The organism is Thiobacillus sp., from assembly GCF_030696885.1.
Taxonomy (GTDB): Bacteria; Pseudomonadota; Gammaproteobacteria; order Burkholderiales; family Thiobacillaceae; genus Thiobacillus.
Genome location: NZ_JAUYRI010000023.1, coordinates 13,839 through 37,010, shown reverse-complemented (window position 1 = coordinate 37,010; position 23,172 = coordinate 13,839). Strand labels below are relative to the sequence as shown.

Below are 23,172 nucleotides of genomic sequence, written 5' to 3'. Positions count from 1 at the left end.
AAACGAGAGGGGGACCGATACGCCGTAACGTTGCACTATATTCCATGGCGCAACGTTGCCGAAGCGGACTGGGTTCGAGAATGAATAGTCCGTGTAATCGTAGTTGAGTGTCACGCCGGCACGGTTGCCGCGACCGAGGTCGCTCGAAACGCCCATGCGCACAATCGCGCTCTGCGCGGTGTAGTGACCACCGCCGTCAAGATCGCCCTCACCCTGATAGACCGGGGTGACCGAGAGGTAGGGTCGCCAACCCGTCTCCTGGGCTTGCGCCGCGCCAGCTGTCGCGAGGGCCAGGGTGAACACCATCGAACTTGTGCGAGTCGATACCTTAAGTTTCATCGAACCTCCAAAACAGGACGCCTGCTTACCACGGAAATCACGGGGTGCGGCGCGGGGAATCATATCGCAGCCGCTGCTTCCCTTGGATGATCATGATCGGATTATCCGGCCATCGAGAAGTTCGATCCGGCGCGAGCATTGCGCCGCGATATGCTCGTCATGGGTTGAGATCAGGAAGCTGGTGGCCATGGTCTGATTGATAGAACGGATCAGGTCCATCACCTGGTCGGCCGATTGCCGATCGAGATTGCCGGTGGGCTCGTCTGCTAGAACCAGAACCGGGTTGTTGATCAGCGCACGGGCCACTGCGACACGCTGGCGCTGACCACCGGACATGGCCGATGGACGGTAATTCATGCGGTCCGGGAGCCCTACGGCATCAAGCAATTCCATCGCCCGTTCCCGCATGGCGGGCGTTTCGCGGCCGGCGGCGGAGGCCGCGGGCATCATCACGTTCTCAAGTGCCGAGAGATCAGACAGCAAGTGATGAAACTGGAAAACGAAGCCCAGGTGCTTGCTGCGGAATTCGGTGCGCTGCGCTTCGCTGGCCTGCATCAGATCCACGCCCAGCATCTCGTGGGTACCCCCGCTCGCGCGCATCAGCGTGCCCAGAATGGTCAGCAATGTGCTTTTACCCGAACCGGACGGGCCCAGCAGCGCGGTCATTTCGCCGGCCGTCATCGAAAGGTCGATGCCCTTGAGAACGAGCACCTCGGCCTCGCCTTCGGCAAAGCGCTTGGTCAGGCCGCTGACGGAAAAGATCGCTTGCGCGCTCATGCCCCGATCGCCTCCACCGGGTCGATACGGGCAGCGCGGCGGGCGGGAAGGATCGATGCAAGCGTTGCCGCAAGGGTGGTCAGCGTAATCGCCAACAGGAAATCGCCCTGTTGCCGGTCGATTGGCAGTCCCCCGCTGCTGACCTCGGTCACCGGCGGCAGTGGCAGGAGGGCGAACCATGCGGCGACTGCGCCGACGATCGCCCCGATGAATCCGATCAGCGTGCCTTCCAGAACGAAGATCGAGATCACCAGTCCATTGCTGGCGCCCATCGCCCGCATAATGCCGATCTCGGATTGCCGCCTGACAATGGACAACAGCATCGCGCTGGCGATGCCAACTATGATGGTGACCAGGGAAAAGGCCTTGATGATGGTGCCGGTACGCGCCTGCGCATCCAGCCCTTCGAATAGCTGGGCGTTGTCTTCAGTCCAGGCGGTGGCCTTCAGGCCGGTGGACCGCCGCAAGCGTTCAGCGATGTCGGCCGCGTCGGTAGCGGGTTCCACCTTGATCTCGATCCGGGAAATCCCGGTCGACAAGTCATACAGGGCGCGGGCGGTAGTGAAATTCATATAGACCGCCTGACGATCGGCGCTGGCTATGCCCAGGGTGAAGATACCGCCAATGCGGAAACTGCGCGTCCGCCCTCGATCGGAACTCAGGCGGATCACCTGTCCCACCCTAAGGCCCAGATCGCGCGCGAGTCGACTGCCGATCAGGATACCGTCCGCAGGCAGGTTACTGCTGCCATCTACAATGGCCGCTTCGATATTGGCAATGTCGGACAGCTTGCCGGGCATCACCCCGATCACGCCCACGGGTGCCACGGTCTGTCCCCGTTCGACAAAGGCGGAGCCCCGGATTTGCGGCGATACGGCGGTGACACCCGAAGTCTGCTCGATGATCGGGATGACAGGCTGCCAGATGGCAATCTGGTCGCGCCGGCTGAGGTCTTTTTGAAGCACGACATGTTTGTGCGCATTGGGGGACAGTGTCGCGGGATCGCGATCGGGCATTTCCAGCACGATATGCGGGATGCTGCCCACCGTCCTCAATGTGAGCAGGGTCGCCAACCCGCCGATGAGCGCGCTCATGAAGATGAATACGCTGACGCCCAGAGCCACGCCCGCCATCAGCAACGCGGTCTGTCCCGGATGGGACAATAGGTGCCGGATGGCGAGCTTGACCGCATAGGGGTTCAACCTATTCCGCCCTCCGGATCTTTTCACCCGGCTGCGCCGAATCGGGATCGGTAAGGATGCGCTCGCCGGGCTTGATTCCGCTGGTGACGATCACCTCTTCAGCAGGCCAATCGACGAAACTGATCGGGCGCTCGATCACGACATCATCGTCGCCGACAACCCTGACCTTGGCTGTGCTACCGGACTGGACGATGGCGTTTCGGGGCACGCTGATGGCGCGATCCCGCTTTTCGATGACCAGATTGACCGTAACGGTTAGGCCTGAAGGCGCATCGATCGCCGCATCAACCAGGCCCAAGCGAACATCGCGCGCACCCGTGGCCGGATCGACGCGGGGTTCGACATGCAGCACTTTCGCCCTCAACTGACGGTCTTGCCCCGGCAAGCTGACCATTGCCTCGATTCCCGGGCGGATTTCCGCGGCATAGATCTCGTCAACCTCGATCGTGACTTCCGGACTTGAAAGATCGGCCAGGCGATAGATGACACTTTCGAGACCCACTGTCTGGCCGGGATCGACGGGGCGTTCAAGGATCACGCCTGCAAAGGGTGCGCGCAGGACCCGGCGGTCGCGCAATTCGCGCGCATGCATCAAGCTGGCGCGACGGCGGCTCAGTTCCCGCTCCCCTTCAACCACCGCAAGGCGTCGTTGCTCGACATCACGCCTGATTGCGTACTGACTCAGCGCCTCGAAACGGGCGAGTTCGCGCCGTGCCTGGGCAAGCGTTGCTTGCTGCGTCTGTACCGATGCTTCGGCCTCGGCAATCGCCGCCGTTTCCGGCGCGTCATCGATCCGCGCGAGAATTTGCCCCGCCTCCACCCGGTCGCCGACATCGAAGGGCAAGGCGACAAGCTCACCGCCCAGCGTTGGGCGGATATCCACCTGGAGCCTTGGCCTGATCCGTCCATTGACCGCCAGAATCCGTTCGGCGGGCACCGTCTTTACAACGAAGGTGGTCACTTCCTTTTCTCGCGGCGCCAGCAGCCAGTAACCCGCCGCAGCCAGCACAATTATGGCCAGCGCCGCGAGAAAAAGTTTTCGTGCGTTCATTTTCATTCAGTGTTCACCCTACCATGCATTAACGCGCGACTTGAGGGCTCAATGCAATAGAGCGCGCAATCGTGAACCTGCCGAAGCCATATAAGGATTGATTGAAAGGGAGGCAATGGTTGAACGGCTGCCACACGAAAAGGAGCAGCCCCCCAGTTGCGAGCTCTCAGTGACAGTTCAGGCCGAACATGAGGCAGTCGGGTGTCTCAACCTTACTTCCGCTCTTGGCCGCCTGCTGCCCCTAACGCTGCCAATCGAAACAACGCAGCAAATCACCCGCCCCGCATCACCATATCCCCGAACAACGCCACGCTGAAGCCAATTACCGCGCCGAGCGGTGGCGCCCAGTGGCGGTTGAGGCGCGACTGCGGGGCGATGTCCTGGAAGATGAGGTAGAGAAGACCGCCGGAGGCGAAGAGCATGATGGCACCGAGCGCCGCGGGAAAATCTGCCAGCAGGTAGTAGCCGCCAAGACCGGCGATCGGGCCGATGGCGACCAGCGACACCATGATGAGTAGGGTACGGCGTGCGCTGCGTTGCCCCGTCGCATGCAGTTCGCGAAAGGCATTGAAGCCTTCGGGCAGGTTCTGCAGGCCGATCAGCAGGGCCAGCAGCGGAGCGGCGGGCGAGCCGAGTGAGATCAGGCCGCCAATGGCAATGGCCTCGGGCACATAGTCCAGCAGCATGCCCATGACCTGCGGCGACTCGTGCCGATGCAGGCCGAGTGCGCGCTCGATCACGAAAAACGTCAGGCCGCCGCCCAGAACGAGCGGGATAGCGAGCATCGACCCATTCATGCTCGCAATGCCTTCCGGCACCAGCACGATCGCGACCGCGCCGAGCAGGATGCCGCCGCCGAGCGCGATGACGGAATGCCGCAATTCCTGCTCCAGCCAGCGTGAATGAATGTGCTCGAAACTGGCGATGAAACCGCCCAGCGGGATGCAGGCGCCGGCGGCGAGGGTGAAGAGCAGGATCGCGGCGATTTCGTTCATGGCGCCCTGCTCGTTCGACTTAGCGGTGGATTCGCCCGGACGCCGGCTGCAGGTCGGCGCTCACCGCCTCGCGCTCGTCGAACACGAAGCAATCACCGTGGTAGTGGGCACCGCCGACGTCCTCGAAGTATTTGAGAATGCCGCCTTCGAGCTGGTAGACGTGTTCGATGCCGATGGCCTTCATGTGGATGGCGGCCTTTTCACAGCGGATGCCGCCGGTGCAGAACGACACCACGGTCTTGCCGGCGAAGTCGTCGCGGTGTTGGGCGATCTGCGGGGGGAATTCGCTGAATACGCCGATGTGGTAATCGACGGCATTGTCGAAGCTGCCCGCTTCCACTTCGTAATCATTGCGCGTATCGAGCATCACCACCGGGCGGCCGGCGTCGTCGCAGCCGCGATCCAGCCACTGCTTCAGCGTAGCCGCGGCCACCGAAGGCGCGCGCCCCGCTTCCGGCCGGATCAGCGGGTGCTTCATGGTGATGATTTCCTTTTTCAGCCGCACCCGCATTCTTTTGAACGGCGGCTCGGCCGACAGGCTCTCCTTCGGCGCGAGATCGGCAAAGCGCGGATCGGCGCGCAGGTGGGCGACGATGGCGTCGATCGCCGCGCGCGACCCCGCGAGGAATACATTGATGCCTTCCGGCGCGAGCAGGATGGTACCCAGCAAACCCAGCGCCTGGCAGCGCGCGGTGAGATCGACCTTGAGCGTCTCGCGATCGGCGAGAGAAACAAATTTGTAGCAGGAAATATTGACGACGGACACGGCAAAAACCTCTTCAGCAAGCCGGCATTATACGAAGCGGTACTGCCCTGTCGGGGGTTTTGATACCCTTTGGCCTTCCCCCTGCTCTGTCCTGACCATGAAACGCCGCCTCTCCTCTGCCGCGACTGCACCAAAAACGGTTTTCACCGACCCGTTGGCCGAGGTGCTGCGCCCCGGCCAGTCGATCGAATTGCTGAAGGAACTGCACATCCTGACGCGCGACGGCAAGCTCAACCAGGACAGCCGCCGCAAGCTGAAGCAGGTCTACCACCTGTGCCAGTTCATCGAGCCGCTGCTCGACGAGGTGCTGGGCCGGCAGGACACGCTGACGTTGGCCGACCACGGCGCCGGCAAGTCCTACTTGGGCTTCATCCTCTATGACCTGTATCTTAAGGAACGACCCGGCGCCCACATCTACGGCATCGAGACGCGCGACGAGCTGGTGGAAAAGTCGCGCGAACTGGCGGCGCGGCTGGACTTTCCGCGCATGTCCTTCCTCAACGTGACGGTGGCCGAGTCGATCGGCTCGGAACAGCTCCCCGCCACCATCGACATCGTCACCGCGCTGCATGCCTGCAACACCGCGACCGACGACGCCATCCAGTTCGCACTCGCCAAACAGGCGCGCCACATCGTGCTGGTGCCGTGTTGCCAGGCCGAAGTCGCCGCCGTGCTGAGAAAACACAAGAACGAATCCTTCGGCAAAACCCCGCTGTCCGAAATCTGGCGCCACCCGATCCACACCCGAGAATTCGGCAGCCAGCTCACCAACGTGCTGCGCTGCCTGCAGCTGGAAGCGCACGGCTACCAGGTCACCGTCACCGAACTGGTGGGCTGGGAGCATTCGCTGAAGAACGAACTGATCGTCGCCACCCGCACCGACGCGCCGCGCCGCAACGCACGCGAACGCCTGCAGCAGATCCTGCAGGAACTGAATCTGCAGGAACTCGAAGGGCGCTTTCTGACTCCCTAATAATGCCTATGCTTCACGCAAGCATTGTTACCGGATTGCCCGATGCGCCTGCCCTCCCTGACCCGTTTCTTCGCCGTGCTGGCCCTGACCGCCGTGGTGGCGGGCTGCGCCACGCCGCAATACCAGACGACGGTCCGCCTGATCCCGCCGGCCGATGCGCAGGGCCGCGCCTGCGTGGCGGGGTGCGAAACCCAGAAAATCGCCTGCCAGACGGATTGTCAGGCCCGCTACCAGGCCTGTTCGGCCGCGATCGAACCGCAGGTGGAGGCACGCTATACCGAGGCGCTGCAGCAGTACGCACTCGAACTCAGGCACTATGCGGCGGCCTTGCGCCACTACGAGCTGCAAATGCAGCTCAACTGGTGGTACGGCCCGTCCTTCCACCATCCGTACTGGATGCAGCCGTTTCCGGTGTTTCCGCCGCCCTACCGCGAGCCGGTGATGCCGACGCGCGAAGGTGTGCGGGCGCATCTGGTGAAGTCGAACTGTCAGGAAGACTGCGGCTGCCTGCCCGCCTACGACAGCTGTTTCGTCGGTTGCGGCGGCCAGCGGGTGAGCGAAACAGTCTGTACCCGGAACTGCCCGCCGGCCAAATGACTCAGGCGGCCGGGAGCAGGGAAACCAGCTTTACCGGCACGCTCTGCGTATCCGTTCTGATCCAGATTTCGCCGTCCTGCACCATGCACTGCAGGCGCATGCTGCGCTCAGCCAGCGCCGCCAATGCCTGAGTGGTGTCGGCGGGCAGTTGCAGCACAGTCAGGTTGTCAAAACGGGTGAGCTTGCTGGCGATCTGCTTCCACCACACCTCGCAGCCGCTGCTGTAGCACAGCACCACGACCTGGTCGGCGCGGCCGCAGGCGCGGCGGATGCGCGCATCGTCCGGCTGGCCGAGGTCGATCCACAGGGTGATCTCGCCGGCCAGGTTCTTCACCCACACTTCCGGCTCGTCGACGTCGAACAGGCCCTTGGTGAAGGCGATGCCATCCTGGGCGTACAGCGCATAGGCCAGCACCCGCGCCATCATGCGTTCGTCGGTTTCGGAGGGGTGGCGCGCGATGGTCAGCGCGTGGTCGCCGTAGACATGGCGGTCCATGTCGGCTATCTGCAGATCGGCTTTGTAGATGGTGGCTTTAAGCGCCATGGGCATGCGTACTCAAAATTTACAGACAAAAAAAACCCCGGCAAGCCGGGGTTTTTCTCACATCAGGTCGGAGAAATTACGACACGACCTGGATGTTGGAAGCTTGCTTGCCCTTGGGGCCAGTGGTCACTTCGAAGCTGACCTTCTGGTTTTCCTGCAGGGACTTGAAGCCGCTGGAGTTGATTGCAGAGAAGTGTGCAAACAGATCTTCGCCGCCGTTATCCGGGGTGATGAAACCAAAACCTTTTGCATCGTTGAACCACTTAACAGTACCCGTTTCCATCTTTTGTTTCCTATCTATCTAAAAAAATTGGGCGACATGCCCTATCGATCGAATTTCAAGGAAAACGCTTACCAGAGGTACGGCAATTTAGAGCTTGAATCCAACAGATGCTGCATTGATATCACAGAAAATCTGGATGACCAAGCGCTTTTTTCGATCAGCTCCCTAACGCACGCAGGATCAGGGTGTCTCCACGCTGGGTAAATTCCAGATGTTTCAGCACGCTCATGCCCAGCAGGACCTGATCACCCCCCATGCCGGGATTGAGGCTGGCATGCACGCCGGCGATTTCGAACGGCCCGAATGCCAGCGTGTCGATCCGGGTCGCCCGCGTCATCACGGTGCCGTTGGCGGTGATCGCCGGCATCGGCGCGCCCGCTTTCAGCCCCAGTCCGGAACCGAGGTGCGCCGGCACCGACACCAGGGTGGCGCCGGTATCGAGCAGAAAAGTGACGGCCTCGCCATTGATGGTGCCGGGAAACACGTAGTGGCCAGCCCGGTTGCGCTTGAGCGTCAACTCGGTGCCGGGCGCGATCTGCAACTGGCGATTGGGATGGTCGCGCGCCTGCAGGCTGCCTTCAAAAAACAGGTAGAGCAGGCCCAGCAGCAGCAGGCTGGCAACCCAGGCCATGCCACGGCCCATTGCGCGATGCGGATTGTATGAGGTGTCGTTTTCGTTGGCGTTCACGGCAGGTGGGACCCGTCAGGCGATCGATCGTTCGCCCCGGCTGGAGCGCAGAACGCCTAGCCTAATCGAATCCTGCGCCGAATCAAATCCCGGCCCGACCGACCCGCCTGCAGGAGCGGGCGCGGGTCAGTGCGTGTGCATGCGCGGCTGGCAGAAATGACAGTGCGGCGCGTCGCCGAAGGCTTCGCGCAGAAAGCGGGTTTCGATGCGCAGCAGACGCTCGTGGTCGCCGGCTTCCAGATAGACATCTGGTTGCGTCATCAAATCGTCATCCCACACCATTTCCACCCCCCAGGCATTGGGCAGGCCGGGGACCACGCCGGGCGCGCATTCGCTGAACAGGCGGCTCACGCTTTCCTCGTCGGCCAGGCTGAACTCGACGCCGTGATCAAGCCCCAGCTTGCCGAGATGGACTTCCTGGTCGGCGGGGATCATCGCCACCATCTGGCAGTCGGTGCCATCCAGCAGTACGCCCTTGACCAGGCGGCCGGGCGGCAGGCCCGCCGCGCGGGCGGTTTCGGCACTGGTGTGGGAATGCGGATGCGACACGATCTCGAACGGAATCATGTGCTGATCGAGAAATCGCTCCATGCGATGCATTGGGTTCATGATCGTCTCCTTGCAAACGGTCGGTCAGCTTCCACTATAGACCAGCACCGGCCGCCCGCTGACGCGCTAGCGCCGCCGCGGATGCTCGCCGGTACGCAGAAAATGCCGGCGAGCCGGCTTCGGGTGATCCTGTTGCAGGACGGCACGGCGGTAGGCCAGCAGCGTCTCCTGCGCGTGCCCCAGCACGCTGTCGTGCGGGTAGTGCCCGGCCGCGTTGAGCGCGCCCGCCGCCATGCCGGTCAACAGTTCCATGCCGGCGTCCACGTGGTCGGCGGCATGGATGTGGAAGCGCCCTGCCTCCACCGCCGCGACCACGTGCGGCGCCAGCATCAGGTGGCGGCGGTTGCGGGTCGGAATCAGCACGCCCTGGCTGCCGTCCAGCCCGGCGGTCTCGCAGACGCGGAACCAGCCCTCGATTTTTTCGTTGATGCCGCCCACCGGCAGCACGTCGCCGTGCTGATTGACCGCGCCGGTGACCGCGATGCCCTGCGCGAGCGGCAGGCCGGACAGCGCCGACAGCAGCGCATAGAGTTCGGCGCACGAGGCGGAATCACCTTCCACGCCGTGATATTGCTGCTCGAACACGATCGAGGCATTGAGCGACAGCGGCGCCAGATGCGCGAACAGCGCCGCCAGGTAGTTCTGCAGGATGAACACGCCCTTGTCGTGGATCGGGCCGGACAGCTCGACCTCGCGTTCGATGTTGAGCAGGCCGTCCTCGCCGGCATAGGTGCGCGCGGACAGCCGCACCGGCAGACCGAAGCGGGCGTCGCCGAGGTCGATCTGGGTCAGCCCGTTGAGCTGTCCCACCCGTGCGCCGGTGCATTCGATCAGGATATCGCCCTCGGCGATTTCCTCGCGCAGGCGCTGCTCGGGATAATCGTGCCGGGCGGCATGCGCGGCCAGCGCCGTCTCGACGTCGGCCGCCGTCACCAGGCCCGGCCCACGCGCACGGCAGATCGCCGCGCTTTCCATCACCAGCGCCTCGGTGCGGGCAAAAATCGCGCTCTCGCGCGTCTGGTCGGCGGCCTCGCGGTGCGATTCCTCGATCAGGCGTGCCACCGCCGCCGCCGAGAAATGCGGCAGACCATGTTCGCGGCAGGTGTGGGCGACGAAGATCGCCGACGCGCGCCGGGTGTCGGCGCTGGCGATAAAGCTGTCGGCAAAGTCGATCTTGGCGCGAAAGTGGCGGGCGAATTCGGGCGCCGCATCCTGCAGCTCGTAGTACTGTTCGCGCGAACCGATCAGCACGATCTTCACCTCGACGTCGACCGCTTCCGGCGCCAGCGACACCGCAGCGATCGGCGAGAACGACACGCCGGGCTCCTCGATCTGCAGCCGTCCGCTGCGCAGAAAACGCCGCAGCTTCTCCCACACCAGCGCATCGGCCAGCACGTCGCGCAGGTGCAGCATCAGAAAGCCGCCGTGCGCCTGCAGCAGGCTGCCGGCACGGATGCGCGAGAAGTCGGTCATCAGCACGTCGCTCTCGGCCTGATATTCGATACTGCCGAACAGCGAGCGGAACAAGGGGTTGTCCTCGACGATCACCGGCGCGCCGGCAAGCCCGCCGTTGTCGACCACCAGGTTGACGCGGTAGCGCGCCAGCGCGAAATGCAGCGCCGCCAGTCGTTCCTCGTCGTCCTCGCTGCCGCTGAACAGTTCCACGTTGTCGAGCACGTCTTGTTCCAGCGCGTCGAGCCAGGCGTTGAGCTTGGCGGCGTCCTTGATCTGCTTCTTCAGTCCGGCGCGGATCGCCTGCAGTTCGCGCTCGACCAGCGGCTTCACCACCTGCCGCCGCAACGCGGCCAGCGCCTCGTTCATCGCGCGTTCGAGCGGCTGGGTCTTCTCGATATAGCGGGTGATCTCGGCGCGCAGCTCCTGCTCGGCCTGCTCGACTGCGGCGCGCCGCGCCTTCGGCAGCGCCAGCACCTCGTCCTCGGTCAGCGCCAGCCCCTTCTTGCCGGTGAGCGTGAACAGCATGCGACCGGCTTCGCGATGCAGCGAAAAACTGCGTGCCTCGGCAAACGCGGTCAGCTCGGCATAGTGCCGCGCCACCTCGTGCTTCCAGGCCTGTTCGATGCGCTCGCTCTCGGCCTTGAAGTCCTGGCCTTCCAGTCGCTGCGGAATTTCGCCCTGCAGCGTCTTCACCGCCTGCGCCAGCGACTGCCGCAGCAGCCGCCCCTCGCCGGCCGGCAGCCGGAGCGCCAGCGGCCGCTCGGGTGCGTCGAAGTTGTGCAGGTAGCAGAGGTCGGGCGGCACCCGTTTTGTCGCCGCCACCTCGTGCATCGCCTGTTTGAGCAGCGAAGAACGGCCGCTGCCGACTTCGCCCAGCACGAACAGGTTGTAATTGGGCGCGTCCATGCCGAGCCCGAAGCGCGCGGCCGCCTCGGCGCGCACCTGCCCGATCCATGGCAACGGTTCCCCGATCAGTTCGGACGTATCCGCAAACCCCAATGACGCAGGGTCGAGGGTCAGGCGCAGCTCAGCGGGAGACAGGGAAGCAGTCGGCATGGTGTGAGGTCGGATCTGTGGGGGGGTGTTCGGATTATTGCGCAAGTCCTGCAGGCGGCAACAGGCCGGCCCAGTGCGCCTGGCTCTGCAGGTAGTGCGCACACAGGTGGGATGCGTTCTCGCGCAGCAGGCTGGCGGGCAGCGCCAGCGCCTGCATCAGCGCGGGCGCGATGCGGTCGGCGGCCACGCTGCGCGGCACCGCGTCCGGTTCCCAGGTTTCGGCAAAGGCGGCCCGTTTGTCCGGACGCGCGCCCTGCTGCGGCGGCGCGAGGCTGACCCGCGGCAGGCCATAAGCCAGCGCAACGATGCGGCCGTGGAGGCTGCTGGCAAGCACGCCGCGGCTGGCGGCGATCAGCGCGCAGATGTCCCACAGATGCAGCGACGGAAACCGCTGAGCCGTGCCGGTCGGCAGCCGGCGCTGCAGCTTTTCGTAGAGCGCCGGATCGTCGTGCCACGGCGCCGTGCCGGCGCAGAACAGCGCCACGCCCAGGCCGGTCGCCGCAGTCACCCGCGACAGCCCCTGCGCCAGCGCATCCAGGCTGGCGTCATCGGCAAACTCCGTGCTGAACTGGCAGGCGAGATAGCCCTGCGGGAAGGCATCGCAGATCGTCTTCGCCGGGGCCTGGTCTTGATGCCGCCGGATCGTCTCGCCAAAGCATTCGGCGACCATCACCGCCGGGTCGGGACACAAGGGCGCATCGATGCCTTCCGCACGCAATGCAGCCCGGGTGACGTGGTCGCGCACGCTGAGCCAGTCTGCCTGCTGCAATGCGGCTTTCACCTCGTCCCGCTGCGTGGCTGACAGTGCATTCCACTCCACGCCGCCGACGGCGTTGAAAATCAGCCTGGCGCCCGATGCAAGTACGTCGCGCCCGACCACATAAGGCATGGTTCGCGCCGTGCCAAGCTGGCGCGCCGCCCACGCAGCAGCCGCAGCGGGTTCATTGTCGTAGCGCACGATGGCCGCGACCGCCGCGGCCGGATCGAGCAGCATGACCGCCGCCTGCCAGGCGCTGCAGGTCAGCAGCTCGCCGCCGGCATGGATCAGGTGCGTCGGCCGCGCCGGCAGTGGCCTCACATCATGACCGCCGAAGGCACGCAGATCGCGCGCCGCCAGCCCGGCAAACGCAAACCTCCGCCCCGGCAGCAGCGCCGTCAGCAGATGCGGAAACAGCAGGTCGCCGACGTTGTGGCGATCGAAGGCGCCGAACAGGACCGGCGGAACACTCGCGTTCATTGTCTGCTGGGTCTGGATGAAGAAGACGTGGACATCATGCGCATGATTTTTTCGCACATGGCGCGATTTCGCACTACATTCGCAAAAAAGCCAACACACCCACCCATGAAATCCGCCCAGCCGTCCTTCTTTGTCCTGATCGCGCTCGTCGGCGGGCTGGCCATCTTCAGCTCCACGCTGGCGAAGACGCCGGTGCTGCCGCTGTTCGCCGCCGCGCTCAACGCCACGCCGGCCGAGATCGGCTGGATCGTAATGGCCTCCACGATCCCCGGCGTGCTGATCAGCTACCCCGCCGGCGCGCTGTCGGACCATCTGGGCAAGCGGCGCGTGCTGCTAGCGTCCCTGGTCGTGTTCGCCACCGCGCCGTTTCTGTATCTGGTGATCGAAACCGCCTGGCAGCTGATGGCGGTGCGCTTCTATCACGGCTTCGCCACCGCGATTTTCGGCACGGTGGCGAGTGCGGCGATTGCCGCGCGCTATACGGCCGATCGCGCAACGCGGCTGTCCACCTATTCCTCGGTCACCATCGTCGGCCGCTCGATCGCGCCCTTCCTCGGCGGCGCGCTGATTTCGCTGGGGAGTTTTGGCGCGGTGTACATCGCCTGCGCGATCGCCGGCGTGCTGGCGCTGGCGGCCGGCCTGCTGCTCAAGGACCACGAACCGCGCCCGACGACAAAACTGGAACTGCCGCGTTTCTGGTCCAGCCTGAGAACGGTGCTGCGCGACCGCGGCATCATGCTGGTCAGCACGGTGGAGGCCGCGCAGTACCTGGTGTTCGGCGCGATCGAAGCCTTCCTCGCGCTGTATGCGTCCTCGCTCGGCATCCCCGCGTGGCAGATCGGCATCATCCTCGGCGCGCAACTCCTCAGCATCGTGTTCGCCAAGCCACTGATGGGCCGGGTGTCCGACCGCGTCGGGCGCCGCCGCGTGATCCTGCCTGGTTTGCTGATCGGCGCGGCGAGCGTCGTGCTGCTGCCCTATTTCCCGAACTTCATCGGCCTATCGGTGCTGAGCCTGGTGTTCGGCCTCGGCTTCGCCACCGTCACCTCGTCCACCGCCGCGCTGGTCGCCGACCTCACGAAAGACGGCCGCTACGGCTCGTCGATGGGCGTGCTGCGCACGGTGATGGACGTCGGCCAATCGATCGGCCCGGTGCTCACCGGCTTCATGGTCGGCGTCGCCGGCTACGGCAGTGCCTTCACCCTGCTGGCGGCCATCCTGGTGGCGGCCGCGCTGATGCTGGGGTTGCTATTGCGCGATGCCTAAGGACGCGCCTGATCGGCTATAGTGGGGCAGCCCGCTTCTCTCCAGGAGACTTCCATGCGCATCCGTTCCCTGCTCGCCCTGCTGGCCATTGTTCCGGCCTTCCTCATGCTGCCGGCCGCCGCCGATTCAACGGTAGACGTTACCTCCGCTGCCATGCAGCAAAAAACGATTTCCGCCGAAGCCTGCGTCGCCCAGGCCCAGGGCAAGGGCATGCACCTCGCCCAGATCCAGACAGCCTGCTGCAAGGCGCACAAAGGCATCTGCGGCTGCCGCGCCGGCAAGATCGTCTGCTGCGACAACTCCACCAGCAATGATCCGGCGTGTACGTGTCATGGGGATGAGGGCGTCGTTGAGTAGCTGGCAAGAATGCGAAGCTGAACCCTTGAGCTCAGTTCAAATCGTTTCAGCGTTAGGAATAGTCTTGACCGATAACAGCATTCAAGAGCTCCGCAAACAGCTTGACGAGCTTCGAGATAAATACATTACGGCCACCCCAAGACAGCGACTTGGTCGCGTTCGCGAACGTTTGGAGGATCCGGGGGCAAACCCGAATCGCCTTGTGACGCTCGTAGGTGGGATTGAGGCTTTAGCTCGGTCTCTAGCCATGCATGTTGAGCACCAAGGTAAAGAAGAATTGCGCACCTGTTACTCAAAATACAAGAACAGAAAAACGCAGACATTAGTTGAACAGTACTGCAAGTTCCGGGGCGTTGAGGTGCCCAAGGAATATTTCGGTGAGGACAACTGGGAGCTATTCCTGCTGGCTATTGGCTATCGCAATCTCCTCGCGCATGAATCCACCTACTTATCGAATCAACGGTTTGGAATACTTGAAACGGCATGCAATGAAGTTCTTCGCAGGCTTGCGAATCTAGCCAAACTAAAGTGGGATGCAACATGACCACACGCTCGTGTTAGAGGTTGGGAACTCTCTGACTGCCGCTGGGCTCGGCGCCTACCGCGCCAAAACAAGCGCTCTCTACTTACTGCTCGCCACCCAAACCCCATCCCACCCCGCCCCCGGCGGTTTCAGCCGGAACGCCTCAACCCGCGCCAGCATGACCTGGCTTGGCTGATCCTTCGGTTCGATCGCAAGGCATTCGCGGAACGCCGCTTCGGCCGCATCCCAGTCCTGCGCGCGGTAGTGCGCCAGCCCGGCTTCGTACGCCTGAACCCGCTGCCGGTCGGTGTCGCTCAATTCGTCGGCCATCCCCAGCAACTCGTATACCCGCACCGTTTCCAGCTTGCCGGCGACGCGCAGGCTGTCGATTTCGCGGAAGGCCAGCATGTCACCCGCCAGCGTGCGCGTCGCTTCGCTCGCCAGGATGCGGGTGCCGTAGAACTTGTTGGCCTGCTCCAGGCGTGAGGCGAGGTTCACGGTATCGCCGATGACGGTGTAGCCACGCGAGGTTTCGGAGCCGATGTTGCCGACGGTGACTTCGCCGCTGGCGATGCCCATGCGGACGTTGACCACGGGCACGTTGTCGCGGACGCCGAACATCTCGGGCAGCCAGGCGCGGAAGGCTTCCAGCCGCGCCATCTGGTCGAGTGCGGCGATGCAGCCGAGGCGCGCGTGGTCGGCGGGGTCGGTGAAGGGCGGGCCCCAGAAGGCCATGACCGAGTCGCCGATGTACTTGTCGACGATGCCCTGCTGGGCGCGGACGACTTCGGACATCATGGAGAAATAGCGGTTGAGGAAGCGCACCGCGGCGTCCGGGGTGAGGCCTTCGCACATCCGGGTGAAGCCTTCGAGGTCGGAGAAAAACACGGTCATCACCTGGCGTTCGCCTTTGTCGGCACCGATGCGGTTCTCCAGCAGGGTCTTGACGATGCGCGGGTCGACGTACTGCCCGAAGGTTTCGCGGATACGCTCCTTCTCGCGCAGGCCGACGACCATGTGGTTGAACGAGGTGGCGAGCGTGGCGATCTCGTCGCGCGAGTGCACCTGGATTTCAACCTCCAGGTTGCCGCCTTCCACCGCGCGCGTGCCGCCGAGCAGGCGCTTGATCGGACTGACCAGCGAGCGGGTGAAGAACAGCGCCGAGAGGAAGCCGAGCGCGGCGGCCAGCGCGGTGATGATCCAGTTGAGCGTGGTGGCGCGCGCCTCTTCCTTCTTGGCCTCGGTGGCGGTGTCCTGGGTCAGCTTGTTGAGGATGTCGATGGTCTTGCCGATTTCGATGTCGACGGCGTCCTTCTCGCGCAGCAGGGTTTCGCGGACGATGTCCTGCGAACGCGGGGTGCCTTCCTCCGCCTCGATCTGGAACAGGCGAAAGGTTCGGTGGAAATTCTGACGCGCGGTCTGGATCGTGGGCAGCTGCTCGCCCAGCACCGCGAGCGTGGCGCGGTCGAGCTTGAGGTCCTTTTGCGCCTGGGCCTCGCCTAGCATGCGCAGCGAGGAGTCGACGATCTGATCGGCGTTGACCCCGCGCATGTCGAAGCCGTTCGATTCCTTCGCCAGGTAGTCAGGGTCGGGCCGGGCCGCCTCCATGCCCGACATCACCCGCTCCATGTGAACGATCTGCTGGCGGATCAGGATTTCGACGCTGGCCACCTGCTGCTGCAGCGGCAGGTACCAGTCGGACAGCGCGCGCACCTGGTTGTTGAGCTGACGGAAGTTGAGCACCGACACCCAGGTGACGACCACCATCAGCACCAGCAGGGCCATGGTGATGCTGAAGATTTTCAGGCTGATGGGCACGCGCATGGGGCTCTCCGCAAAAACACCGACGCATCATCGCAAGGCGCAGGGCGCCGGGGCGATCCAGAATTTAACCATTCCGCATGCAGTCTAGTTCGCTTCGCCGCGTTTATGTAAGCGGGTGCGCGAAACGACGACTCCACGCGGGCTACAGCAGCGGCTTCAGCGGCAGCAGCTGCCACAGCCGCACCCGGCCGCGCTGGGTCAGCGGCACGTACTGGTCGGGCTCTTCCGCCGCACTCCAGCTGTTGTCCGGATGCATGTCGGCTTCCATGATCGCGCGCAGCCGCTGGGCCAGCCCGGCGTGATGCACGATCACGCCGACTTCGGTGTTGAGGTTTTCGGAGCGCGGGTCGAAGTTGAAAGTGCCGATATAGGCCGTCATGCCATCGACCACCATGCTCTTGGCGTGCAGTGCGAACAGCGGCGGTGTCTCGGGCGGGTTGGCGCGCGACATCAGGGCGCTGCGATTGACGGGGTCAGGCTTGTATTCGCGGATGTCGAGGCCCATTTTCAGCAGCTGCTTGCGCTGATTGCGGTAGCCGGAGAAGGCCGGCATGTTGTCGGTGGAGGCGAGCGAATTGGTGAGGATGCGCACCTTGACGCCGCGCGCGACGGCGTCCCGGAACAACGCTTTCGCCTTGCCCGACATCACCAGGTAAGGCGACTGGATGACGATGGATTCCTGCGCGCCGGCCACCAGCCTCGCCAGTGCGTCGGTGCTCTGGCCGCCGCCGCCCAGGCTCCAGCGTTTGCCGTTCTTGCCCGGCCTGTCGTGGATGAAGTCGACCCGGCCCCAGGCCATGTCGCGCGCCAGGCGCTCGAAGGCGGCGGGCGTGGCCGCAATCGCGGCACGCACTTCCGGGGCAAAGTTTTCCGGGTGTTGCGCATAGGCATGCAGCTCACGGTAGACCTGCTGCACCTCGGCGTCGGCCACCTTGACGCTCTTTTTCATCAGGCCCAGGCCGTCGAAACGCGATTCCACCGGCACCGCGAGCGGGCTTGCCCAGAACGCCTCGAAATTCGCCCGCATCGTCTGCGCCGCAGCCCCCACCACCAGCGCGTCGCGATCGCGGAAGGTGTATTCGCGGTCGTAATCGAAATACTCGTCGGCCATGTTGCGGCCGCCAGTGATGCCCACCTTGCCGTCGACGATGAAGGTCTTGTCGTGCATGCGCTGATTGACGCCGCGGAAGTCAGTGACGACGTTGAGCGCGCGCTTGTAGAACGGCGTGCCGACCTTGTGCTTGGGGTTGTAGATGCGGATATCGACGTTGGGATGCCGGGCCAGCGCCAGTAGCGTCTTGTCGGGCGCGTCAATCAGCAGGTCGTCGACGATGACACGCACTTTGACGCCGCGTTTGGCTGCGCGCAGCAGCGCTTCGGTGGCGAGGATGCCGACGTTGTCGCGGCTCCAGATGAAGTACTGCACCTCGATCGACTGCTGCGCGTGGTCGGCCAGCCAGGCACGCGCCTGCAATGCAGATGCGCCGGTGTCGAGCACGTAGATGCCGGTCTCATTCGGATGCGCGGCCATTTGCTGGTCGATGAAATCCATCGGGGAGGCGAGTGCGGGCCGCATCCCGGCACCGAACAACAGCGCCAGCAGGCACCACCGGACCCACCATCGGCTCCCGTGCGTCACGGGAAGGTCAGCCGGCCTGCCCCGGCACGACCGGCGTGGTGCTCGCGGCGTCGCCGCACTGCGCGCGGTGGCGCAATGCGTGGTCCATCAGCACGATCGCCATCAGCGCTTCGGCGATCGGGGTGGCGCGGATGCCGACGCAGGGATCGTGGCGGCCGTGGGTGACGACCTCGATCGGCTGGCCGTTGAGGTCGATCGAGCGGCCGGGCAGCCGCATCGACGAAGTGGGCTTGATCGCGATGTGGGCGACGACGGCCTGGCCGGACGAGATGCCGCCCAGCACACCGCCGGAATGGTTGCTCAAGAATCCCTCGGGGGTGATTTCATCGCGGTGCTCGGTGCCCTTCTGCCGCGCGGCCTCCATGCCGTCGCCGATTTCCACGCCCTTGACGGCGTTGAGTCCCATCAGTGCATGGGCGAGGTCGGCGTCGAGCTTGTCGTACAGCGGCTCGCCCCAGCCGGGCGGCACGTTCTCGGCCACCACGCTGATCTTGGCGCCGACCGAATCGCCGGATTTCCTGAGCGCATCCATGTAGGCCTCGAGCTCGGGCACGATCGCGGCATTGGGCGAGAAGAAGGCGTTGGCGTCGATCGCGTCCCACGACTCGAACGGAATGTCGATCGGGCCCAGCGCGCTCATGTAGCCGTGGATCACGATGCTGTATTTTTCCTTGAGCCATTTCTTGGCGATGGCGCCGGCGCCGACGATCGGCGCGGTCAGTCGCGCCGACGAACGCCCGCCGCCGCGCGGATCACGGAAGCCGTATTTCTGCGTATAGGTGTAGTCGGCATGGCCGGGGCGGAAGGTCTCGCCGATATTGCCGTAATCCTTGCTGCGCTGGTCTTCGTTGCGGATCAAGAGCGCGATCGGCGTGCCGGTGGTCTTGCCTTCATAGAGGCCGGAGAGGATCTCGGCAATATCGGATTCGCGGCGCTGCGTCACATGGCGCGAGGTGCCGGGCTTGCGGCGGTCGAGGTCGTGCTGGATGTCGGCCTCGGCAAGTGCCATCCCGGGCGGGCAGCCGTCGACCACGCAGCCGATCGCGGGCCCGTGCGATTCGCCGAACACGGTGACACAGAAGAGTTTGCCGAGTGTGCTGCCTGACATGGGAATGCGCCGGAAAAGAGCCGTTGGAATGCGCCGAAGTCTAGCACAGGCGCGGCCTCCCCCGCCGGCCGCGGCGCGTGACGAAACTATGTCGTCACAGGCGTGTTCTATCCTGTGTTCTATCCTGAATACCAATGAATCGAAAGGACCGCCCATGAATGCCACGCAACACGTCACCTCGCTCGGCCAGAGCCTTTGGCTGGACAACCTGTCGCGCGACCTGATCCGCGACGGCACGCTGGCGAAGCTGATCGCCGAGGACGGGGTGTCCGGCGTGACCTCGAATCCGTCGATCTTCCAGAACGCATTCGCCAACAGTCCGCACTACGCCGACGACCTGGCGGCTCTCAAGACCGGCGAGCCGGATGCCGAACGGCGCTTCGAAGCGCTGGCGATCCCTGACATCCAGGCCGCGTGCGACCTGCTGCTGCCGGTGCACGAAGCAAGCGGCGGCAACGACGGCTATGTCAGCCTCGAAGTCGCGCCGCGCTGGGCGTACGACGCGGCCCATACGGTGGCCGAAGCGCAGCGGCTTTCGGGGCGAGTAGACCGCCGCAACCTTCTGATCAAGGTGCCGGGCACGCCCGAAGGCGTCAGCGCATTCGAGGCGCTGACCACGCTCGGCATCAACGTCAACGTGACCCTGCTGTTTTCGATCGCGCAGACGCAGGCGGTGTTCGACGCCTATATCCGCGGTCTCGCTGCGCGCGCGGGCGCCGGTGCCGACGTACGCCGCAGCAAGGCGGTGGCGAGCCTGTTCCTGTCACGTGTCGACACCCTGGTCGACACCCAGCTCACCGCCATCGGTACCCAGGAAGCGCTGTCGCTGCGCGGCAAGGCCGCGGTGGCGATGGCCAAGCTCGCCTACCAGGCCTATCTGCAAACCTTCCACGGCGCGCCCTTCGCCGATCTGGCCCGCCAGGGCGCGACGCCGCAATACCTGCTGTGGGCGAGCAGCGGTGTGAAGAACCCCGACTACCATGACCTGCTGTACGTGGAGCCGCTGATCGGCGCAGAAACCATCAACACGCTGCCTGACAAGACGCTCGCCGCACTGCGCGACCACGGCAAGCCGGCACTGCAGGTGACAGAGGGCGTCGCCGAAGCCGAAGCGCAGCTGGCCGAACTGGCGCGGCTGGGCATCGACCTGGATGCGGTTGGCAACACGCTGCAGGACGACGGCGTCAAGTCGTTCGAGGACGCATACCAGAAACTGCTGCAGCAGACCGGATGATCCCCAGCCGGATAGCCCTACCTTGCGTGCGTTGATGATCCGCCGGATGTTCGGCATCATCGACGCCGCCCCATGTATTCACGCTTAAGGAGCCCGTCTATGAAAGCCCGTGCCGCCGTTGCCTGGGAAGCCCAGAAACCGCTGTCGATCGAGGAAGTCGATGTCGACGGCCCGCGCGAAGGCGAGGTGCTGCTGCAGGTCGTTGCCAGCGGCGTCTGCCACACCGACGCCTTCACCCTTTCGGGCGACGACCCGGAAGGCGCGTTCCCCTGCATCCTCGGCCATGAAGGCGGCTGCATCGTGGTGGAATGCGGCCCCGGCGTGAAAACGCTGAAGCCGGGCGACCACGTGATCCCGCTCTATATTCCCGAATGCGGTCACTGCGAATACTGCGCCTCGCCCAAGACCAACCTGTGCCAGTCGATCGCGTCCACCGTGTGGACCGGCTACATGCCCGACGGCACCCGCCGCTTCTCGAAAAACGGCAAGCCGATCTTCCACTACATGGGCTGCTCGACCTTTTCCGAGTACACCGTGGTGCCGGAAATCGCGCTCGCCAAGATCAACCCCGCTGCGCCGCTCGACAAGGTGTGTCTGCTCGGCTGCGGCGTGACGACGGGCATCGGTGCCGTGCTGAACACCGCCAAGGTCGAGCCCGGCTCGACCGTCGCCGTGTTCGGCCTCGGTGGCATCGGCCTGTCCTGCATCCAGGGCGCGGTGATGGCGCAAGCCGGCCGCATCCTCGCGATCGACATCAACCCCGACAAGTTCGAAATGGCGAAGGCACTCGGCGCAACCGACTTCATCAACCCGCGCGAACTCGGCGGCTCGCTGGTCGAGACCATCCGCGAGCTGACCCGTGGCGGGGTCGACTATTCGTTCGAGTGCATCGGCAGCGTCAACGTGATGCGCGACGCGCTCGAATGCACCCACATGGGCTGGGGCGTCTCGACCGTGATCGGCGTTGCCGGCGCCGGACAGGAAATCTGCACCCGTCCGTTCAACCTCGTGGTCGGCCGCACCTGGAAAGGCACCGCATTCGGCGGCGTCAAGGGTCGCAGCCAGCTGCCGGGCTACGTCGACGACTACATGGCGGGCAAGATCGAACTGGATAAATTGGTGACCCACACCATGCCGCTGGAAGACATCAATCGCGCGTTCGACCTGATGCACGAAGGCAAGAGCATCCGCTCGGTCATCATTTTCTGAGGCGGCGATGAAGCAGGTCGAAAGAATCAAGGAATTCGGCGGCTGGCTCGAGCGCTGGCAGCACGCCTCCGAAACCTGTCATTGCACGATGACCTTCTCGGTCTATCTGCCGCCGCAAGCGGCGACGCAGAAACTACCGGTGGTCTACTGGTTGTCGGGGCTGACCTGCACCGACGACAACGTGCGGGTCAAAGCCGGCGCGCAGCGTTACTGCGCCGAGCTCGGGTTGATCCTCGTGATGCCCGACACCAGTCCGCGCGGCGACGATGTGCCCGACGTGCCCGAGCGCTACGACCTCGGCCAGGGCGCGGGCTTCTACGTCAACGCGACGCAGGCGCCGTGGGCGACGCACTACCGAATGTACGACTACGTCACCCGCGAATTACCAGCGCTGGTGGAAGCGAACTTTCCTGTCGTTCCAGACAAGCGCAGCATCAGCGGGCATTCGATGGGCGGTCACGGCGCGCTGATCTGCGCGCTGAAGAACCCCGGCCTGTACGCCTCGGTCTCCGCCTTCGCGCCGATCTGCAATCCGGTGATCAGCCCGTGGGGACAGGGCTGCTTCGGCGCCTATCTCGGCGATGACACAAAGGCCTGGGAAGCGTACGACGCCACCTGCCTGATCCAGGCCGGCGCGCCGCTGCCGCCCGCGCTGATCGACCACGGCACCGCCGACGAATTTCTGGCCGAGCAACTGTTTCCGCAGAATCTGCAGGCTGCCTGCGCCGCGCGCGACATCCCGCTCATGCTGCGGATGCAGGACGGCTACGACCACAGCTATCACTTCATCGCCAGCTTCATCGGCGAGCACCTGGCCTTCCACGCACGCGCGCTGACAGGCGCGGAGTGAACCCGACATGGACGCGCTGCTGACCGAACTCAACGCCGGCTTTCCGGATGCCGACCAGATGGCCCGGCTGCTGATCCGCCTCAGCATGGCCATGGTGCTGGGCGCCATCATCGGTTTCCAGCGCGAGCAGTATGGCAAACCCGCTGGGCTGCGCACGCATATCCTGGTGACGATGGGCAGCGCGCTCTTCGTCATTGCCGCAGCCGAATCCGGCATGTCGTCCGAAGGCGTGTCGCGCGTCATCCAGGGCCTGGCTGCCGGCATCGGCTTCATCGGCGCGGGCGCGATCCTGAAGCTCAGCCAGCACCGGGAGATCCAGGGCCTGACGACCGCCGCGAGCATATGGGCGACCGCGGCGGTCGGCGTCGCCGTCGGCCTCGGCCTGCTCGGTCTCGCGGTGCTGAGCGTGGTCCTGATCTGGTTTGTACTCGCGGTGCTGGGCTATCTCGAAGTCCGTTTCAAGCTTTCCGGTGAGGCGCCGCCCGATCGCTGACAGGCCCGCAAGGTTTTCCTGCGCCGCGTCTTGTGCTCCAATCCCCTCTCCCGGGCATGCCCGCGGGAGCGAGACTGCAGAACACGACAACAACACA

General features: G+C 64.5%; 24 protein-coding genes. 9 read left to right on the top strand and 15 right to left on the bottom strand.

Features of this window, described 5'->3' with window-relative positions:
• The 6 genes from Q8R61_RS11140 to Q8R61_RS11115 form a co-directional block, all read right to left on the bottom strand.
• The coding region (locus Q8R61_RS11140; RefSeq protein ID WP_305537199.1) for a hypothetical protein at window positions 1-339 on the bottom strand (339 nt) is incomplete at its 3' end.
• A 90-nt stretch (window positions 340-429) separates the two neighbouring features.
• Window positions 430-1,116 (bottom strand): ABC transporter ATP-binding protein, encoded by a 687-nt coding sequence (locus tag Q8R61_RS11135; RefSeq protein ID WP_305537197.1) that lies wholly within the window; start codon window positions 1,114-1,116, stop codon window positions 430-432.
• Entirely contained in the window at window positions 1,113-2,318 is a 1,206-nt protein-coding gene (locus tag Q8R61_RS11130) for an ABC transporter permease (protein WP_305537195.1), read from the bottom strand. The genes Q8R61_RS11135 and Q8R61_RS11130 overlap by 4 nt, the downstream gene beginning before the upstream one ends.
• Window position 2,319: 1 nt before the next feature.
• Entirely contained in the window at window positions 2,320-3,375 is a 1,056-nt protein-coding gene (locus Q8R61_RS11125) for an efflux RND transporter periplasmic adaptor subunit (protein WP_305537193.1), read from the bottom strand.
• Window positions 3,376-3,641: 266 nt separating this feature from the next.
• Entirely contained in the window at window positions 3,642-4,364 is a 723-nt protein-coding gene (locus Q8R61_RS11120) for a ZIP family metal transporter (protein WP_305537191.1), read from the bottom strand.
• A 19-nt stretch (window positions 4,365-4,383) separates the two neighbouring features.
• Window positions 4,384-5,130, bottom strand: a complete 747-nt coding sequence (locus tag Q8R61_RS11115; protein WP_305537189.1) for a sulfurtransferase — start codon at window positions 5,128-5,130, stop codon at window positions 4,384-4,386.
• 97 nt (window positions 5,131-5,227) lie between these two features.
• Here Q8R61_RS11115 and Q8R61_RS11110 point away from each other — a divergent pair, with 97 nt between their 5' ends.
• Window positions 5,228-6,103, top strand: coding sequence for an SAM-dependent methyltransferase (locus Q8R61_RS11110; RefSeq protein WP_305537187.1), 876 nt, complete (start codon window positions 5,228-5,230; stop codon window positions 6,101-6,103).
• Window positions 6,104-6,145: 42 nt separating this feature from the next.
• Window positions 6,146-6,700, top strand: coding sequence for a hypothetical protein (locus Q8R61_RS11105; protein WP_305537185.1), 555 nt, complete (start codon window positions 6,146-6,148; stop codon window positions 6,698-6,700).
• 1 nt (window position 6,701) lies between these two features.
• On the opposite strand, the gene Q8R61_RS11100 is transcribed toward Q8R61_RS11105, so the two are convergent.
• The 6 genes from Q8R61_RS11100 to Q8R61_RS11075 form a co-directional block, all read right to left on the bottom strand.
• Window positions 6,702-7,250, bottom strand: coding sequence for a YaeQ family protein (locus Q8R61_RS11100; RefSeq protein WP_371133609.1), 549 nt, complete (start codon window positions 7,248-7,250; stop codon window positions 6,702-6,704).
• 70 nt (window positions 7,251-7,320) lie between these two features.
• Complete coding sequence (locus tag Q8R61_RS11095; protein WP_018077615.1) at window positions 7,321-7,527, bottom strand: cold-shock protein; 207 nt, start codon at window positions 7,525-7,527, stop codon at window positions 7,321-7,323.
• A gap of 157 nt (window positions 7,528-7,684) precedes the next feature.
• Window positions 7,685-8,215: a TIGR02281 family clan AA aspartic protease gene (locus Q8R61_RS11090; protein WP_305537180.1), complete on the bottom strand. Its 531-nt coding sequence runs from the start codon at window positions 8,213-8,215 to the stop codon at window positions 7,685-7,687.
• A gap of 126 nt (window positions 8,216-8,341) precedes the next feature.
• Window positions 8,342-8,824, bottom strand: a complete 483-nt coding sequence (locus Q8R61_RS11085; protein WP_305537178.1) for an aminoacyl-tRNA deacylase — start codon at window positions 8,822-8,824, stop codon at window positions 8,342-8,344.
• A gap of 66 nt (window positions 8,825-8,890) precedes the next feature.
• Window positions 8,891-11,335 (bottom strand): Lon protease family protein, encoded by a 2,445-nt coding sequence (locus tag Q8R61_RS11080; protein WP_305537176.1) that lies wholly within the window; start codon window positions 11,333-11,335, stop codon window positions 8,891-8,893.
• Between the two features lie 34 nt (window positions 11,336-11,369).
• Window positions 11,370-12,572: a polysaccharide pyruvyl transferase family protein gene (locus Q8R61_RS11075; RefSeq protein WP_305537174.1), complete on the bottom strand. Its 1,203-nt coding sequence runs from the start codon at window positions 12,570-12,572 to the stop codon at window positions 11,370-11,372.
• 105 nt (window positions 12,573-12,677) lie between these two features.
• On the opposite strand from Q8R61_RS11075, the gene Q8R61_RS11070 reads away from it, so the two are divergent.
• The 3 genes from Q8R61_RS11070 to Q8R61_RS11060 all read left to right on the top strand — a co-directional run bounded on the left by Q8R61_RS11070 (window position 12,678) and on the right by Q8R61_RS11060 (window position 14,739).
• Window positions 12,678-13,838 carry an MFS transporter gene (locus Q8R61_RS11070; RefSeq protein WP_305537173.1) on the top strand — a complete coding sequence of 387 codons (1,161 nt, stop codon included), beginning with the start codon at window positions 12,678-12,680 and terminating at the stop codon, window positions 13,836-13,838.
• 54 nt (window positions 13,839-13,892) lie between these two features.
• Window positions 13,893-14,195, top strand: coding sequence for a hypothetical protein (locus Q8R61_RS11065; RefSeq protein WP_305537171.1), 303 nt, complete (start codon window positions 13,893-13,895; stop codon window positions 14,193-14,195).
• A gap of 64 nt (window positions 14,196-14,259) precedes the next feature.
• Window positions 14,260-14,739, top strand: a complete 480-nt coding sequence (locus tag Q8R61_RS11060; RefSeq protein WP_305537169.1) for a hypothetical protein — start codon at window positions 14,260-14,262, stop codon at window positions 14,737-14,739.
• 78 nt (window positions 14,740-14,817) lie between these two features.
• Here the strand turns inward: Q8R61_RS11060 and Q8R61_RS11055 are convergent, their stop codons facing one another.
• The 3 genes from Q8R61_RS11055 to aroC form a co-directional block, all read right to left on the bottom strand.
• On the bottom strand, window positions 14,818-16,542 hold the full coding sequence (locus Q8R61_RS11055; RefSeq protein ID WP_305537167.1) for an adenylate/guanylate cyclase domain-containing protein: 1,725 nt from the start codon (window positions 16,540-16,542) through the stop codon (window positions 14,818-14,820).
• Window positions 16,543-16,684: 142 nt separating this feature from the next.
• Window positions 16,685-18,118: a phosphatidylserine/phosphatidylglycerophosphate/cardiolipin synthase family protein gene (locus Q8R61_RS11050; protein WP_305537165.1), complete on the bottom strand. Its 1,434-nt coding sequence runs from the start codon at window positions 18,116-18,118 to the stop codon at window positions 16,685-16,687.
• A gap of 70 nt (window positions 18,119-18,188) precedes the next feature.
• Window positions 18,189-19,289: a chorismate synthase gene (gene aroC, locus Q8R61_RS11045; protein WP_305537163.1), complete on the bottom strand. Its 1,101-nt coding sequence runs from the start codon at window positions 19,287-19,289 to the stop codon at window positions 18,189-18,191.
• A gap of 154 nt (window positions 19,290-19,443) precedes the next feature.
• On the opposite strand from aroC, the gene tal reads away from it, so the two are divergent.
• From tal to Q8R61_RS11025, 4 genes are all read left to right on the top strand, one after another.
• Window positions 19,444-20,523 carry a transaldolase gene (gene tal, locus Q8R61_RS11040; RefSeq protein ID WP_305537161.1) on the top strand — a complete coding sequence of 360 codons (1,080 nt, stop codon included), beginning with the start codon at window positions 19,444-19,446 and terminating at the stop codon, window positions 20,521-20,523.
• 99 nt (window positions 20,524-20,622) lie between these two features.
• On the top strand, window positions 20,623-21,732 hold the full coding sequence (locus tag Q8R61_RS11035; RefSeq protein WP_305537159.1) for an S-(hydroxymethyl)glutathione dehydrogenase/class III alcohol dehydrogenase: 1,110 nt from the start codon (window positions 20,623-20,625) through the stop codon (window positions 21,730-21,732).
• 7 nt (window positions 21,733-21,739) lie between these two features.
• The gene (gene fghA, locus Q8R61_RS11030) at window positions 21,740-22,582 is read left to right on the top strand and encodes an S-formylglutathione hydrolase (protein WP_305537157.1); all 843 of its coding nucleotides are present in this window, start codon (window positions 21,740-21,742) and stop codon (window positions 22,580-22,582) included.
• Between the two features lie 7 nt (window positions 22,583-22,589).
• Window positions 22,590-23,075, top strand: a complete 486-nt coding sequence (locus Q8R61_RS11025; protein WP_305537155.1) for an MgtC/SapB family protein — start codon at window positions 22,590-22,592, stop codon at window positions 23,073-23,075.
• The last annotated feature ends 97 nt before the right edge of the window (window positions 23,076-23,172 follow it).

Coding starts and splice junctions, on each gene's coding strand:
- Q8R61_RS11120 (WP_305537191.1), bottom strand. CDS start 4,364: ATGAACGAAATCGCCGCGATCCTGCTCTTCACCCTCGCCGCCGGCGCC.
- Q8R61_RS11100 (WP_371133609.1), bottom strand. CDS start 7,250: ATGCCCATGGCGCTTAAAGCCACCATCTACAAAGCCGATCTGCAGATA.
- Q8R61_RS11085 (WP_305537178.1), bottom strand. CDS start 8,824: ATGAACCCAATGCATCGCATGGAGCGATTTCTCGATCAGCACATGATT.
- Q8R61_RS11075 (WP_305537174.1), bottom strand. CDS start 12,572: ATGAACGCGAGTGTTCCGCCGGTCCTGTTCGGCGCCTTCGATCGCCAC.
- Q8R61_RS11095 (WP_018077615.1), bottom strand. CDS start 7,527: ATGGAAACGGGTACTGTTAAGTGGTTCAACGATGCAAAAGGTTTTGGT.
- Q8R61_RS11025 (WP_305537155.1), top strand. CDS start 22,590: ATGGACGCGCTGCTGACCGAACTCAACGCCGGCTTTCCGGATGCCGAC.
- Q8R61_RS11035 (WP_305537159.1), top strand. CDS start 20,623: ATGAAAGCCCGTGCCGCCGTTGCCTGGGAAGCCCAGAAACCGCTGTCG.
- Q8R61_RS11110 (WP_305537187.1), top strand. CDS start 5,228: ATGAAACGCCGCCTCTCCTCTGCCGCGACTGCACCAAAAACGGTTTTC.
- aroC (WP_305537163.1), bottom strand. CDS start 19,289: ATGTCAGGCAGCACACTCGGCAAACTCTTCTGTGTCACCGTGTTCGGC.
- fghA (WP_305537157.1), top strand. CDS start 21,740: ATGAAGCAGGTCGAAAGAATCAAGGAATTCGGCGGCTGGCTCGAGCGC.
- Q8R61_RS11065 (WP_305537171.1), top strand. CDS start 13,893: ATGCGCATCCGTTCCCTGCTCGCCCTGCTGGCCATTGTTCCGGCCTTC.
- Q8R61_RS11055 (WP_305537167.1), bottom strand. CDS start 16,542: ATGCGCGTGCCCATCAGCCTGAAAATCTTCAGCATCACCATGGCCCTG.
- Q8R61_RS11050 (WP_305537165.1), bottom strand. CDS start 18,118: ATGCGGCCCGCACTCGCCTCCCCGATGGATTTCATCGACCAGCAAATG.
- Q8R61_RS11080 (WP_305537176.1), bottom strand. CDS start 11,335: ATGCCGACTGCTTCCCTGTCTCCCGCTGAGCTGCGCCTGACCCTCGAC.
- Q8R61_RS11135 (WP_305537197.1), bottom strand. CDS start 1,116: ATGAGCGCGCAAGCGATCTTTTCCGTCAGCGGCCTGACCAAGCGCTTT.
- Q8R61_RS11105 (WP_305537185.1), top strand. CDS start 6,146: ATGCGCCTGCCCTCCCTGACCCGTTTCTTCGCCGTGCTGGCCCTGACC.
- Q8R61_RS11070 (WP_305537173.1), top strand. CDS start 12,678: ATGAAATCCGCCCAGCCGTCCTTCTTTGTCCTGATCGCGCTCGTCGGC.
- tal (WP_305537161.1), top strand. CDS start 19,444: ATGAATGCCACGCAACACGTCACCTCGCTCGGCCAGAGCCTTTGGCTG.
- Q8R61_RS11125 (WP_305537193.1), bottom strand. CDS start 3,375: ATGAAAATGAACGCACGAAAACTTTTTCTCGCGGCGCTGGCCATAATT.